This window comes from Streptomyces sp. NPDC047043 (assembly GCF_040644055.1).
In the GTDB taxonomy this organism is placed as follows: domain Bacteria; phylum Actinomycetota; class Actinomycetes; order Streptomycetales; family Streptomycetaceae; genus Streptomyces.
On sequence record NZ_JBEYVO010000028.1, the window covers coordinates 85,996 to 99,066 of the forward strand.

Genomic DNA, 13,071 nt, shown 5'->3' on the forward strand with positions numbered 1-13,071 from the left:
GTTCTGGCCATGCCGAGGAAGCGGACACCGCACCGCATCGCCGTCATCGCGCCCTCGCCCGTCTCGATGTTCAACCTCGCCATTCCGGAGCTGCTCTTCGGCAAGGTCGAGGTGGACGGGCGGCCCGGGTACGAGGTGGTCGTCTGTGCCGCCGAGCCGGGGCCGGTGCCCACCTCCGGCGGTCTCGAGCTGTATGTGCGCGACGGCCTCGACGCCCTGCGCGGGGCGGACACGGTGGTCGTCGCCGGCACCGGCGCGCCCTACGAACCGGAACCGCGGATCGTGGCCGCCGTCAAGGAGGCGGCCGCCGACGGCAAGCGCATCGCCTCCCTGTGCACCGGCGCCTTCCAGCTCGCCGAGGCGGGCCTGCTCGAGGGCCGCAGGGCCACGACGTACTGGGCGCACGCCGAGGAGCTGCGCAGACGGTACCCGCAGGTCGACCTGCGCGGAGACGTGCTGTACGTGCAGGACGGCCCGTTCGTCACCGCCTCCGGATACGCCGCCGGCATCGACCTGTGCCTGCACATCATCCGCACCGACTACGGCGCCGCCGTCGCCAACGAGGTCGCCCGCCTCACCCTGGTCGCGCCCGTACGGCCGGGCGGCCAGACCCAGTTCACCCACACCCCGCTGCCGCCCGAACGCGGCACCGCCTGCGCCGACACCCGCGGCTGGGCCATGCGCAACCTCGACAAGCCCCTCACCCTCACCGACCTGGCCCGCCACGCGGGCGTCTCCGTGCGCACCCTCACCCGCCGCTTCCATGCCGAGAGCGGGGTCAGCCCCCTGCAGTGGCTGCTCCATCAGCGCATCGAGCGCGCCAAGGAACTCCTGGAGACCACCACCCTCCCCATGGACCAGGTGGCCCGCGCCTGCGGCCTCGGTACGGCCGACTCCCTGCGGACCCATGTGGTGCGCCGGACCGGTCTGACGCCGAGCGCCTACCGGGCGCAGTTCAGCCGGCTGGGAACCACGGCCCCCGCGGACTCGTCCTCCGCTGCATGATCAGAACGAACCGGACCGTCGACACCGTAGTGATCAGAACCGCCCTGCCCGTGGAGGCCGAGGCCGTCGCCCGACTGCACACCCGCGCCCGGTCGACCTACTACCCCGACGGCCTCCCGGAGGACGGCCACGACTGGCGGGCCCGCTGGCGCGAGGCCATCGAGCGCCCCGACGGCCATGTCCTGTGCGCCGTCCGCGACTCCCGCCTGGTCGGCATCGCCTCCTTCCGCACCCCGGAGGACGCCTCCGCAGAAACGGTCAAGCTCTTCCAGTTCCACGTCGACCCCGACCAGTGGCGCGCCGGCATCGGTACGGCCCTGCACTCCGCCTGCGTCGAGCAGTGGCGCGCCGACGGAAGGCGTACCGCCGTCCTCGACGTGCACGTCGACAACGAACGCGCCCAGGCCTTCTACGCCCGCCAGGGCTGGCGCGCGGACCCGGAGAACCCGCCGGCCGAGGGCGACCACCACCTCTTCCTGCGCTACTCCGTGCCGAGGGAATGATCGCCTCTGCTTGAACGTTCATCCACTCGGCGGAGGGTGTCTCCGTACCCGTACGAGCTGGAGAGAACATGAAGGTCGAGATCTGGTCGGACATAGCGTGCCCCTGGTGCTACGTAGGCAAGGCCCGCTTCGAGAAGGCACTCGACGCCTTCCCGCACCGCGACCAGGTCGAGGTGGTGCACCGCTCCTTCGAGCTGGACCCGGGCCGCGCCAAGGGCGACATCCAGCCGGTGATCACCATGCTCACCAAGAAGTACGGCATGAGCGAGGCGCAGGCGCAGGCGGGCGAGGAGAACCTGGGCGCGCAGGCCGCCGCCGAGGGCCTGGAGTACCGCACCCGCGGCCGCGACCACGGCAACACGTTCGACATGCACCGCCTGCTGCACCTCGCCAAGGAGCAGGGCCGGCAGGACGAGCTGATCCAGAGCCTGTACAAGGCGAACTTCGCCGAGGAGCGGTCACTGTTCAGCGAGGGCGACGAGCGGCTGGTGGATCTCGCCGTCGCCGCCGGGCTGGACGCGGACGACGTCCGCAGGGTCCTCGCCGACCCCACCGCCTACGCCGACGAGGTCCGCGCCGACGAGCGCGAGGCCGCCCAGCTCGGTGCGAACGGCGTGCCCTTCTTCGTCCTCGACCGCAAGTACGGCGTCTCCGGCGCCCAGCCCGCCGAGGTGTTCGCCCAGGCCCTGACCCAGGCGTGGGGCGAGCGCTCGCCGCTGCAGCTGCTCGACCAGGCGGACGCCGAGGCGTGCGGTCCCGACGGGTGCGCGGTGCCGCAGCAGTAAAGCCGCAGGTAGGGGGCGATCTATAAGTGCCGCTTAGTGAAACCACGTAAAAATCGGCAATGGACTATGAGGTTCCCCGGGCCCACAGTGGACCCATGGAGACGACCTTCGAGAGCCTCGTCCGTGCCGAGTTCGCCCCGAAGAACACCTACCTGAACACCGCGAGCTGCGGGCTGCTGCCGGCCCGTACCGTGGCAGCCCTCCATGAAGCCGTGCGGATCCAGGCCGAGGGCCGGCCGCTCGACCCGCTGTTCGCGGACGTGGAGGCCGCCCGCGCCTCCTTCGCGCGACTGGCCGGCGTCCCGGTGGCCCGGGTGGCGGCGGGTTCCTCCGCCGCCACGTACGCCGGGGTGGTGGCCGCATCGCTGCCCGCCGGTGCCGAAGTCCTCACCGCCGAGGGCGACTTCACCTCCGTCGTGAACCCCTTCCACGCCCGCGGCGACCTCAAGGTGCGGGCCGTGCCGCTGGAGCGGATCGCCGACGCCGTCCGGCCGGGCACCGCGCTCGTCGCGGTCAGCGCCGCGCAGTCCGCGGACGGCCGGATCGCCGACCTCCCCGCGCTCAGGGAGGCGGCCCGGGCGCACGGGGCGCGCACCTACGTCGACTTCTCCCAGGCCGCCGGCTGGCTGGAGATGGACGGCGACGCCTACGACTTCACCCTCTCCACCGGCTTCAAGTGGCTGATCGGCCCGCACGGCGCGACCTTCCTCGTCGTCCCGGAGGACCTCGGCGGGCTGACGCCGATCCTGGCCGGCTGGTTCGCGGGCGAGAACCCCTGGGAGAGCTGCTACGGCCCGATCCAGGAACTGGCCCACTCCGCACGGCGGTTCGACATCAGCCCGAGCCTGTTCGCGTACGCCGGAGTGCGCCACTCCCTCGCCCTGATCGAGGAACTCGGCGTGGACGCCGTAGGCACCCACGACCTCGCCCTCGCCGACCGCTTCCGCACCGGTCTGCGCGACCTCGGCCACGAACCCCTGCCCGCACCCGGCTCGGCGATCGTCTCCGTGCCCGGCCTCGGCCACCGCCAGCCCGAGCTGAGCAGGGCGGGCATCGAACTCTCCGACCGCGCCGGCAACCTGCGGGCCTCCTTCCACCTGTACAACACACCCGCCGACGTCGAACGCCTGCTCGACGTCCTGTCTTCCTGAACCACTGGCGCGGGCCTCTCTGGGACGCTAGGAAGGGCACCAGGGGTGGTGGTGCCGGTGGAGTTCACGGGCGATACGTCCGTACAGCTTTCCGATGCGGAGCTGCACAGGCGGCTGGTCTACGGGGACGAGTCCGCGCTGGCCGAGGCGTACGCGGCGTACGGCGGGCTGGTGCGGGCGGTCGCCGTGCGGGTCACGCACAGCCCGGCCGCCGCCGAGGACGTGGCGCAGGAGGTCTTCGCCCAGCTGTGGAGCAGGCCGTACGCCTTCGACGCGGACCGCGGCAGCCTGCGCACCTGGCTGTCCATGCTCGCCCACCGGCGGGCCGTGGACTGGGTGCGCAGCGAGGCCCGGCACCGCAAGGACGCCCGCGCCGACGACTCCGCACTGCACGCCATCCCGGACGCCGCCCCGGGTCCGGACGAGACGGTCGTCGACCGCGAACGCTCCCTCCTGCTGCACAGCGCCCTCGCCGAACTCCCGCAGCCTCAGCGGGAGGTGGTGCACCTCGCCTACTTCGCGGGCCGCACCTACCGGCAGGCCGCCGTGGAACTCGGCATCCCCGAGGGCACCGCCAAGACCCGCTTGCGTACGGCTTTACGCACCTTGGCAGAGTCTTTGGCCGACCCGCCCGACCCGGCGCTGGAAAGGGGCGCATGATGGCGGCAGGGTGTGCGGCAGGGAAGCGAGGTGTGCGGTGACCGACAACCACGACGGCGTGCGCGACCTGCTGGCCGCGTGGGCCTTCGGCGCGCTCCCGCCGGCCGAGGGACGGACGGTCCCCGGACACCTCGCCGAGTGCGAGGCCTGCGCGGCGGAGGCGGAACGGCTCCGGGAGACCGTACGGCTCCTGGACGGACCGGCGTCGAACGGTGCGCACGCGCGCCCCACGCCCGACATCGTGTCCTTCGCCCTGCGCGCCCGCCCGGCCGTGCCCGGTGTCGCCGCGCATGCCGCGCCCTACGCCGCCGCCGTCGCCGGGCTCAAGGCGCTGCTGCCCGAGGCCGACGGCCGCTGGGGCACCCCGGTCGTGCACGACTGGGACGTGCACGCGACCCTCGCCCACCTGCTCGCCGCCGACGAGCCCCTCGCCGGGCGGCTGGGCATCGCGGCGCGGCTGCCGGCCTCTCCGGTGCCGGAGGGCGCGAGCTGGGAGGACGCCTGGAACCGCCGTAGCGCCGACGTCATCGAGCACGAGCACGGCCGCAGTCCCGAGGAGACGGTCGCCGACTGGTCCGCACAGGCCGCCGCCCTGCTCGCCTCGCCCGAGGCCCGCGACCCCCAACTGGCGGCCACGGCAACGACGTTGATGGGCGTACGGCTGCCCGTCGCCGACCACTTCGTGGTGCGCGCCTTCGAGGTGTGGATCCACACCGACGACATCGGCCGCGCCCTGGGCCTCGCCGTCCCGCCGCCGCCCGCCGAGCACCTGGGGCAGCTGGTCCGCCTGGCCGCCCGCATCCTCGGCCTCGCGCTCGGCCCCGCCGCACCGCCGGTGCTGTTCGCGATCGACGGCGGCCCGCAGTGGGTGCTGGGCTCGGAGGACGAACCCGTACGGGCCGAACTCGCCCTGGACCCGGTCGACTTCTGCCTCCTCGTCGGCGGCCGGTACACACCGGAGGAGGTGCCGCGCGGCACCTCGGGCGACGAGGGCGCCGCAAGGAACGTACTGGAAAGGGCGGCGTCACTGGCCTGGCTGTGAAGCCATGGGGCCTGTGACGCCGCCCGCTCTCTCAGTGCCTGTTCACTTCACCGGTGTGAAGTCCCGCGCCCCGATGAACTCGGGCCGCCGGATCGGCGCCGCGAACGGCTCCACGGCCTTGTTCTCCACACTGTTGAACACGATGAAGACGTTGCTGCGCGGGAACGGCGTGATGTTGTCGCCGGAGCCGTGCATGCAGTTGCAGTCGAACCAGGTCGCCGAACCGGCCCTGCCCGTGAAGAGCTTGATGCCGTACTCGCTCGCCATCTTGGTCAGGGCCTCGTCCGAGGGCGTGCCCGCGTCCTGCATCTGCAGCGACTGCTTGTAGTTGTCCTTGGGCGTGGCGCCGGCGCAGCCCAGGAACGTGCGGTGCGACCCCGGCATGATCATGAGGCCGCCGTTGGTGTCGTAGTTCTCGGTCAGTGCGATCGAGACGGACACCGTGCGCATGTTGGGCAGGCCGTCCTCGGCGTGCCAGGTCTCGAAGTCCGAGTGCCAGTAGAAGCCGCTGGCCCCGAAGCCCGGCTTGACGTTGATCCGCGACTGGTGGACGTACACGTCCGAGCCGAGGATCTGCCGCGCCCGGCCCACGACCCGCTCGTCGCGCACCAGGTTCGCGAACACCTCGCTGATCTTGTGCACTTCGAAGACGGAGCGGATCTCCTTGGACTTCGGCTCGACGATGGAGCGCTCGTCGGCCCGGATCGCCGGGTCGCTGACGAGGCGCTCCAACTCCCGGTGGTAGAGCGGGACTTCGTCGGGCCCGATCAGCTGGTCGATCGCCAGGAAACCGTCGCGCTCGAACGACTGCAGGTCGACGGCCGGGATCGGACCCGGCGTGTCGGGGGAGCCCCACACGACGGGGTCCTGGCGAGGGACGGACACCTCGGTGGCGCCGCGGCTGGGATAGAGATCAGTGATGCCGGTGGTGGCAGTCATGTGATGTCACACCTCCTCGGGCTCGGTGAGCAGCGGATAGACGCCGTTGGCGTCGTGGTCCTCCCGTCCGGTCACGGGCGGGTTGAAGACGCAGATGCAGCGGAAGTCCTCCTTGATCCGCATCGTGTGCCGCTCGTGCCCGTCGAGGAGGTACATCGTCCCGGGCGTGATCGTGTACTTCTGCCCGGTCTCGTCATCGGTGAGCTCGGCCTCGCCCTCGACGCACACGACGGCCTCGATGTGGTTCGCGTACCACATCGACGTCTCCGTACCCGCGTACAGGACCGTCTCGTGCAGGGAGAAGCCGACCCTCTCCTTGGCGAGGACGATGCGTTTGCTCTCCCAGGTGCCGGACGCCGATTTCACGTGCCGGTCGGTGCCTTCGATCTCCTTGAACGAACGGACGATCACGGTGCTGCGATGCCTCCTAGATGGTGCCGACTACGTGTGTTCCGGGGGTGGTTCAGGCGGTCTCGCGTACGGAGCGGGCGAGGACGCTCAGCCCCTCGTCGAGCTCGTCGGCGGTGACCGTGAGCGCCGGAAGCAGCTTCACGACCTCGCTCTCGGGGCCCGACGTCTCGATGAGCAGACCGAGTTCGAAGGCGCGCGACGCGATCCGCCCGGCCCGCTCCTTGTCGTGGAACTCCATGCCCCACACGAGCCCGCGGCCGCGGTACTCCTTGACGGCGGCGCGGTTCTCCTCGGCGACGGCGGCGAGCGCCTCCTCGATCTGCTCGCCGCGCGCCCGGGTCTGCTTCTCCATCGCGGACCCGTCCGCCCAGTACGCCTCCAGGGCCGCGGTGGCCGTGACGAAGGCGGGGTTGTTGCCGCGGAAGGTGCCGTTGTGCTCGCCCGGCTCCCAGATGTCCAGCTCGGGCTTGAACAGGCAGAGGGACATGGGCAGTCCGTAGCCGCTGATGGACTTCGACACGGTGACGATGTCCGGGGTGATGCCCGCCTCCTCGAAGGAGAAGAAGGCACCGGTCCGCCCGCAGCCCATCTGGATGTCGTCGACGATCAGCAGCATGTCCTGCCGCTCGCACAGGTCGGCCAGCGCCCGCAGCCACTCGGGCCGCGCGACATTGATGCCGCCCTCGCCCTGCACGGTCTCGACGATCACGGCGGCCGGCTTGTTGAGCCCGGACCCCTGGTCCTCCAGGAGCCGCTCGAACCACAGGAAGTCGGGGACCGTGCCCTCGAAGTAGTTGTCGAACGGCATGGGTGTGCCGTGCACGAGCGGAATCCCGGCGCCGGCCCGCTTGAAGGCGTTGCCGGTCACGGCCAGCGACCCGAGCGACATCCCGTGGAAGGCGTTGGTGAACGACACGATGGCCTCGCGCCCCTTCACCTTCCGCGCCAGCTTCAGCGCGGACTCCACGGCGTTGGTGCCGGTCGGCCCCGGGAACATGACCTTGTACGGCAGGTCGCGCGGCCGCAGCACCAGGTCCTGGAAGGTCTGCAGGAAGGAACGCTTGGCGGTGGTCGACATGTCGAGCCCGTGCGTGACGCCGTCCCGCTCCAGGTAATCGATCAACGCCCGTTTCAGGACGGGGTTGTTGTGCCCGTAGTTCAGGGAGCCGGCCCCGGCGAAGAAGTCCAGGTACTCATGGCCGTCCTCGTCGTACATGCGGCTGCCGTGCGCACGGTCGAAGACGGTGGGCCAGCCGCGGCAGTAGCTGCGCACCTCGGACTCGAGTGTCTCGAAGACGCTGAGGTCGGGCTGGGTGATGGTCACGACGAATCGCTCCTCGTTGCGTGGGGGAGTGCGGGGGGTCGTCAGTGGAGGTGGTCCGTGGGGGGTGGTCAGAGGGAGAGGGGACCGATGCGGTACAGGACTTCGGGGTCGTGCGGCCCGTCCGGGAACAGGCCCGTGTCGAACAGCACCTCGCGCTCCACGAGGGCGCCGTGCCGCTCGGCGAACGAGGCGAACAGGCGCTCGGAGCCGGTGTTGCCCGGCGTGATGGTGGTCTCGACGGCGGTGATCCGGTGCGCGGCACCGGCCCGCGCGACCACTCCGTCGAGCAGCGCGCCGGCGAGCCCGCGTCCGCGGAACGCCTCGTCCACCGCCACCTGCCAGACGAGCAGGGTGCGCGGACGGTCCGGCCGCACGTACCCGGTGACGAAGCCGACCGGTTCCCCGTGCCCGTCGCGGGCCACGGCCGAGGTGGCGGCGAAGTCGCGACACCACAGCAGATAGCTGTACGACGAGTTCAGGTCGAGGGCCTTCGAGTCCTTGGCAATCCGCCACAACGCGGCTCCGTCCGCGACCTGCGGACGGTCGATGTGCAGATCTGCTTGTGCGGCAGTCATGCGGATTGAATTTACCGAGGGAAATTCAAAATTGCATCGCCGGTGGGGGTTACGAACGGCTGGGTCGTGTGTTATCACGCGGGCGCGGGCGATCGCGCAAGGTGCAGTGGTTATGCTGGGTATTGTCCGGAAAATCCGGGGCAAATAGACGGTGATGTGTAACGCGTCACAGGCATGTAACCCCCACGAGATCTGCCCGAATTCCCCCGATTGGCGTTCGCAGAATCTTTGCGTTTAGGTCGGGGAAAAGCGGGCAGAAGGATACGGGAAGCTGCGCCGAATTGAATTACGAATTTACACCCGGAGTTATGCTACGAGTAGCCCTTTTAATTAGGCGCCGGTAACTCCGTCGATACGCTCCCGCAGGATGTCCGCGTGGCCGTTGTGCCGGGCGTACTCCTCGATCATGTGGATCAGCACCCACCGGAGACTGACCTCCAGCCCGGCCATGTTCCCGTCGGCGATCCGCCCGGTGTAGTCCAGCGACCGCCCGGCGCACAGCTCCCGCCCGCGCGCGATCTCCCGCCGCCACACGTCCAGCGCCTCGTCGAGCCCCCGGGCGGGGTCGAGCACGTACCCGCTCTCCTCGCCGTACACCGGCGGCACGTCGAGCCCGGCGACCACGCGCTGGAACCAGTTCCGCTCGACCTCGGCGAGGTGCTGCACCAGCCCGAGCAGCGTGAGCGCCGAGGGTTCGGCGGCCGGGGTCCGCACCTGCGCGTCGTCCAGCTCCGCGCACTTCAGGGCCAGGGTGGCCCGATGAAACTCCAGCCAACTGTCGAGCATGGGCCGCTCGTCGCCGGTGAGAAGCGGGATGGGCCGTCCGTCGGGAAGGGTCTGGGGCGCGTTGGTGGTCATGGGGCGAGCATGGCACGGGAGTTGAGGGGGCAGTGCGGGATCACGTCATCCGGCGTGTGCCGTCCTCCACGGCCTGCCGGGCACCCTCCGGATCCACCGTCAGGCCCTTCTCCGCCAGCGCGGCTCCCAGCGCCGCCAGGCACCCCTGCACGACCGCCGCCGTCGCATCCACTCCGTAGTGATTGACCCGGATCATCTCCTTGGCCAAGGCTCCCCCGCCTGCGGCCAGCGGCAGCGTAGGGTCCGACTCCAGCGCCCGAGCCACCAGTTCCGACGCGACCACCCCGGCCGGCGCCCTCAGTGTCGTGGCGACGGGTGCCGCCTCCGAGGCCTCGTACACATACGGCTCCAGACCCCCGCCCAGAGCCACCGCCCCCGCCCGGGTCGCCGCCGCTGCCGACGCGTGCCGGGCCATCACGGCGTCCAGTCCCACCGCCTCGATGCGCTCCACACACGCCTCCAGCGCCAGCATCTCCAGCTGTGCCGGCGCATGCAGCAGCGCCTTGCGGCCGCCGTCGACCCACCGCTCCTTCCAGTCGAGGAGCGAGAGATACGACCGCCGTGGCGCCCCCGGATTCGCCGCCATCCGCGCCCACGCCCGCTCGCTCACCGACACCGCCGACACCCCGGCGGGCCCGCCCATCGCCTTCTGCGCCCCGATGACGCACAGGTCCACACCCCACGCGTCCGGCAGCACCGGCTCCGCCCCGATCGACGCCACCGCGTCCAGGTAGAACAGCGCCCCGTGCGACCGCACCACCTCGCCGATCTCCGCGACCGGGTTGGTGTTGCCGGTCGCCGCCTCGGCGTGCACCAGCGACACGAAGTCGATCTCCGGGTGTTCGGTGAACGCCTCCCGGATCTGCTCGGCGGTGACCGCAGTGTGGAAGGGCACGGCAAGGTCGATCACCGTCGCCCCGCAGTCCCGCAGCCAGTTCCCGAAGGTCTGCCCGTACGGACCGGTGACGACGTTCAGCGCCACGGTCCCCGGCCCGGCGGCCGAGCGGATCGCCCCCTCCAGCGGCAGCAGCGCCTCGCCCTGCATGATCACGACGTCCTGCCCGGTGCCGAGCAACCGCGCCACCCGGTCCTCGATCGAGGCGAAGTGCGCGGCGCTCAGCGGGGGCAGATCGAGGAAGGCGTGGGTCACGGCGCTGCTCTCTTCAGTCACGAGTGGTCGACCCGGTCGAGGGTATCCACCACTCGTGCCCCACTTGTGCCCCTCCCTCCACTTACGACTTCTTAGGCCGGACAGCCCCGCAACCATCGGTTTGATTTGAGAGACCCAAACTTCTCCTTATAATCGGAACCCACAGTTCCCACACAGGAGGCCACCCCGTGAAGACGTTCTCCGGGCGCCGGACCCGCATTCTGGCCGCCACCACCGCGACGGCCGGGCTGGTGCTCGTGGCTGCCTGCACGTCGAGCGACAACGGCGGCAGCGGGAGCAAGACCGCCGCCGACGGGGTCGAGCTCGTCAAGGCCGGACAGCTCACCACCTGCACCCACCTGCCGTACCCGCCCTTCCAGTCGGAGATCGACGGCAAGGTGCAGGGCTTCGACGTCTCACTGATCGACCTGGTCGCGGGGGACCTCGGTGTGAAGCAGCAGATCCTCGACACGCCCTTCGAGAACTTCAAGACCGGCGCCTTCCTCAACTCCGGCGAGTGCGACCTGGCCGCGGCCGGCATGACCATCACCGCCGAGCGCAAGAAGAACGTCGACTTCTCCGACCCGTACTTCGACGCCACGCAGGCCCTGCTGGTCGACAAGAACGCCGGCGTCACGTCCCTCGCCGACGCCAAGGCCAAGAAGGTCAAGCTCGGCGCCCAGGCGCAGACCACCGGCGAGGACTACGCCAAGAGCCAGGGCTTCGACCCGGTCTCCTTCGAGTCCTCCGACGCGGTCCTCAACGGCCTGCGCACCGGCCAGGTCAAGGCCGTCGTCATCGACTACCCGGTCGTCCAGGGCTGGTTGAAGGACAAGGCCAACGCCGCCGCCCTCAAGCTCGCCGACAACATCAACACCGGTGAGCAGTACGGCTTCACGGTCAAGAAGGGCAACACCAAGCTCCTCGCCGCCATCAACAAGGCGATCAAGGACGCGAAGGCCGACGGCACGTACAAGAAGCTGTACGAGAAGTGGATCGGCCCCTACGACACCTCCGCCGCCTCCCCGTCCGCCTCCTGACCCATGGCCGATACGGACGTACAACTCCAGCCTCGTAAAAAGGGCCTGACCCGGCGTCAGAAGCAGCGCCTGTCGCGCGGCGTCCAGTACGTCGTCTTCGTCGCCGCCGTGATCGCGTTCGCGGTCGGCGCCGACTGGGGGCGGCTGAAGAACCAGTTCGCGCAGTGGAGCATCGCCAAGCAGATGTTCCCCGACGTCATCACACTGGCGCTGAAGAACACCGTGCTCTACACCGTGTCCGGGTTCGTCTTCGCCCTCGTGCTGGGCCTGGTGGTCGCGCTGATGCGGCTGTCGTCGGTCGCCCCGTACCGCTGGGTGGCCGGCGTCTACATCGAGATCTTCCGCGGCCTGCCCGCCCTGCTGATCTTCATCTTCATCGGCGTGGCGGTCCCGCTGGCCTTCCCGGGCACGGAGATCGTCGGCGGCACGTACGGCAAGGCCGCCATCGCCCTCGGCCTGGTCGGGGCCGCGTACCTGGCGGAGACGTTCCGCGCGGGCATCCAGGCGGTGCCCAAGGGGCAGATGGAGGCGGCGCGTTCGCTGGGCTTCTCGCCCGCCCGCGCCATGGTCTCCATCATCATCCCGCAGGCGTTCCGGATCATCCTCCCGCCGCTGACCAACGAGTTCGTGATCCTCTTCAAGGACTCCTCCCTGGTCCTGCTCCTCGGCGTCACCCTGGAGGAGCGCGAACTGTCCAAGTACGGCCGCGACCTGGCCAGCACGACCGCCAACTCCACGCCGATCCTGGTCGCCGGCCTGTGCTACCTGCTGGTGACCATCCCGCTCGGCTTCGTCGTACGCCGTATGGAGGCGAAGGCCCAGGAGGCCGTGAAATGAGCCGTCCGGAAATCGAAGTGCGCGGTCTGCACAAGTCGTTCGGTGACAACGAGGTCCTGCGCGGCATCGACCTGGAGATCAACCAGGGCGAGGTCGTCTGCGTCATCGGCCCGTCCGGCTCCGGCAAGTCGACCCTGCTGCGGTGTGTGAACCTCCTCGAAGAGCCCACCAAGGGCCAGGTCCTCGTCGGCGGCACCGAACTCACCGATCCCGACGTCGACATCGACGCCGTACGCCGCCGTATCGGCATGGTCTTCCAGCAGTTCAACCTCTTCCCGCACCTCACGGTGACCGAGAACCTCACGCTGCCGCAGCGCCGCGTCCTCAAGCGGGGCAAGGCGGCCGCGGCGAAGGTGGCCGCCGAGAACCTCGAACGGGTGGGCCTCTCGGAGAAGGCGGACGCCTACCCCGCCTCCCTCTCCGGCGGCCAGCAGCAGCGCGTCGCGATCGCACGCTCGCTGTCGATGGGCCCCGAGGTGATGCTCTTCGACGAGCCGACCTCGGCCCTCGACCCCGAGCTGGTCGGGGACGTCCTCGCGGTCATGCGGATGCTCGCCCGCGAGGGCATGACGATGATGGTCGTCACCCACGAGATGACCTTCGCGAGGGAGGTCGCCGACCGGGTGGTCTTCATGGACGGCGGGATCGTCGTCGAGGACGGCTCACCGGCGCAGGTGATCGGCAACCCGAGTCACGAACGCACCCGCCACTTCCTCTCGCGCCTCCTCGACCCGGCGATGGCGGACGTGGAGGAGGCCTCGGACCGGGTGAGCGACGGCGGCTGAGGAGGG

15 protein-coding genes are annotated in these 13,071 nt (G+C 70.2%); 9 read left to right on the forward strand and 6 right to left on the reverse strand.

The features are described from left to right. The first annotated feature begins 9 nt into the window (after window positions 1–9). The 6 genes from ABZ880_RS37020 (at window position 10) to ABZ880_RS37045 (ending at window position 5,146) form a co-directional block, all read left to right on the forward strand. On the forward strand, window positions 10–1,005 hold the full coding sequence (locus ABZ880_RS37020; RefSeq protein WP_361272414.1) for a helix-turn-helix domain-containing protein: 996 nt from the start codon (window positions 10–12) through the stop codon (window positions 1,003–1,005). Then, window positions 1,002–1,508, forward strand: a complete 507-nt coding sequence (locus ABZ880_RS37025; protein ID WP_361272417.1) for a GNAT family N-acetyltransferase — start codon at window positions 1,002–1,004, stop codon at window positions 1,506–1,508. The genes ABZ880_RS37020 and ABZ880_RS37025 overlap by 4 nt, the downstream gene beginning before the upstream one ends. 68 nt (window positions 1,509–1,576) lie before the next feature. Continuing rightward, on the forward strand, window positions 1,577–2,293 hold the full coding sequence (locus tag ABZ880_RS37030) for a DsbA family oxidoreductase (RefSeq protein ID WP_361272420.1): 717 nt from the start codon (window positions 1,577–1,579) through the stop codon (window positions 2,291–2,293). A 95-nt stretch (window positions 2,294–2,388) separates the two neighbouring features. Continuing rightward, complete coding sequence (locus ABZ880_RS37035; protein WP_361272423.1) at window positions 2,389–3,444, forward strand: aminotransferase class V-fold PLP-dependent enzyme; 1,056 nt, start codon at window positions 2,389–2,391, stop codon at window positions 3,442–3,444. 45 nt (window positions 3,445–3,489) lie between these two features. Further along, complete coding sequence (locus tag ABZ880_RS37040) at window positions 3,490–4,104, forward strand: sigma-70 family RNA polymerase sigma factor (protein ID WP_361272425.1); 615 nt, start codon at window positions 3,490–3,492, stop codon at window positions 4,102–4,104. Window positions 4,105–4,141: 37 nt separating this feature from the next. Next, window positions 4,142–5,146 carry a maleylpyruvate isomerase family mycothiol-dependent enzyme gene (locus tag ABZ880_RS37045; RefSeq protein WP_361272428.1) on the forward strand — a complete coding sequence of 335 codons (1,005 nt, stop codon included), beginning with the start codon at window positions 4,142–4,144 and terminating at the stop codon, window positions 5,144–5,146. Between the two features lie 42 nt (window positions 5,147–5,188). Here ABZ880_RS37045 and thpD read toward each other — a convergent pair whose 3' ends face one another. The 6 genes from thpD to ABZ880_RS37075 all read right to left on the reverse strand — a co-directional run bounded on the left by thpD (window position 5,189) and on the right by ABZ880_RS37075 (window position 10,403). Further along, the gene (thpD, locus tag ABZ880_RS37050; RefSeq protein WP_361272431.1) at window positions 5,189–6,085 is read right to left on the reverse strand and encodes an ectoine hydroxylase; all 897 of its coding nucleotides are present in this window, start codon (window positions 6,083–6,085) and stop codon (window positions 5,189–5,191) included. 6 nt (window positions 6,086–6,091) lie between these two features. Next, the gene (locus ABZ880_RS37055) at window positions 6,092–6,496 is read right to left on the reverse strand and encodes an ectoine synthase (RefSeq protein ID WP_361272433.1); all 405 of its coding nucleotides are present in this window, start codon (window positions 6,494–6,496) and stop codon (window positions 6,092–6,094) included. A gap of 52 nt (window positions 6,497–6,548) precedes the next feature. Beyond that, the gene (ectB, locus tag ABZ880_RS37060) at window positions 6,549–7,820 is read right to left on the reverse strand and encodes a diaminobutyrate--2-oxoglutarate transaminase (protein ID WP_361272435.1); all 1,272 of its coding nucleotides are present in this window, start codon (window positions 7,818–7,820) and stop codon (window positions 6,549–6,551) included. A 68-nt stretch (window positions 7,821–7,888) separates the two neighbouring features. Next, the gene (ectA, locus tag ABZ880_RS37065; protein ID WP_361272438.1) at window positions 7,889–8,395 is read right to left on the reverse strand and encodes a diaminobutyrate acetyltransferase; all 507 of its coding nucleotides are present in this window, start codon (window positions 8,393–8,395) and stop codon (window positions 7,889–7,891) included. A 330-nt stretch (window positions 8,396–8,725) separates the two neighbouring features. Continuing rightward, window positions 8,726–9,253: a DinB family protein gene (locus ABZ880_RS37070; RefSeq protein WP_361272440.1), complete on the reverse strand. Its 528-nt coding sequence runs from the start codon at window positions 9,251–9,253 to the stop codon at window positions 8,726–8,728. 40 nt (window positions 9,254–9,293) lie between these two features. Beyond that, entirely contained in the window at window positions 9,294–10,403 is a 1,110-nt protein-coding gene (locus ABZ880_RS37075) for an aminotransferase class V-fold PLP-dependent enzyme (RefSeq protein WP_361272682.1), read from the reverse strand. 188 nt (window positions 10,404–10,591) lie between these two features. Between ABZ880_RS37075 and ABZ880_RS37080 the strand changes: the two genes are divergently transcribed. From ABZ880_RS37080 to ABZ880_RS37090, 3 genes are read left to right on the forward strand one after another with little or no spacing between them, the layout of a single operon-like run. Next, window positions 10,592–11,443, forward strand: a complete 852-nt coding sequence (locus tag ABZ880_RS37080; protein ID WP_361272443.1) for an ABC transporter substrate-binding protein — start codon at window positions 10,592–10,594, stop codon at window positions 11,441–11,443. 3 nt (window positions 11,444–11,446) lie between these two features. Beyond that, window positions 11,447–12,280, forward strand: coding sequence for an amino acid ABC transporter permease (locus ABZ880_RS37085; protein WP_361272446.1), 834 nt, complete (start codon window positions 11,447–11,449; stop codon window positions 12,278–12,280). Continuing rightward, window positions 12,277–13,065, forward strand: a complete 789-nt coding sequence (locus ABZ880_RS37090) for an amino acid ABC transporter ATP-binding protein (protein ID WP_361272449.1) — start codon at window positions 12,277–12,279, stop codon at window positions 13,063–13,065. The genes ABZ880_RS37085 and ABZ880_RS37090 overlap by 4 nt, the downstream gene beginning before the upstream one ends. Window positions 13,066–13,071: the final 6 nt, after the last annotated feature.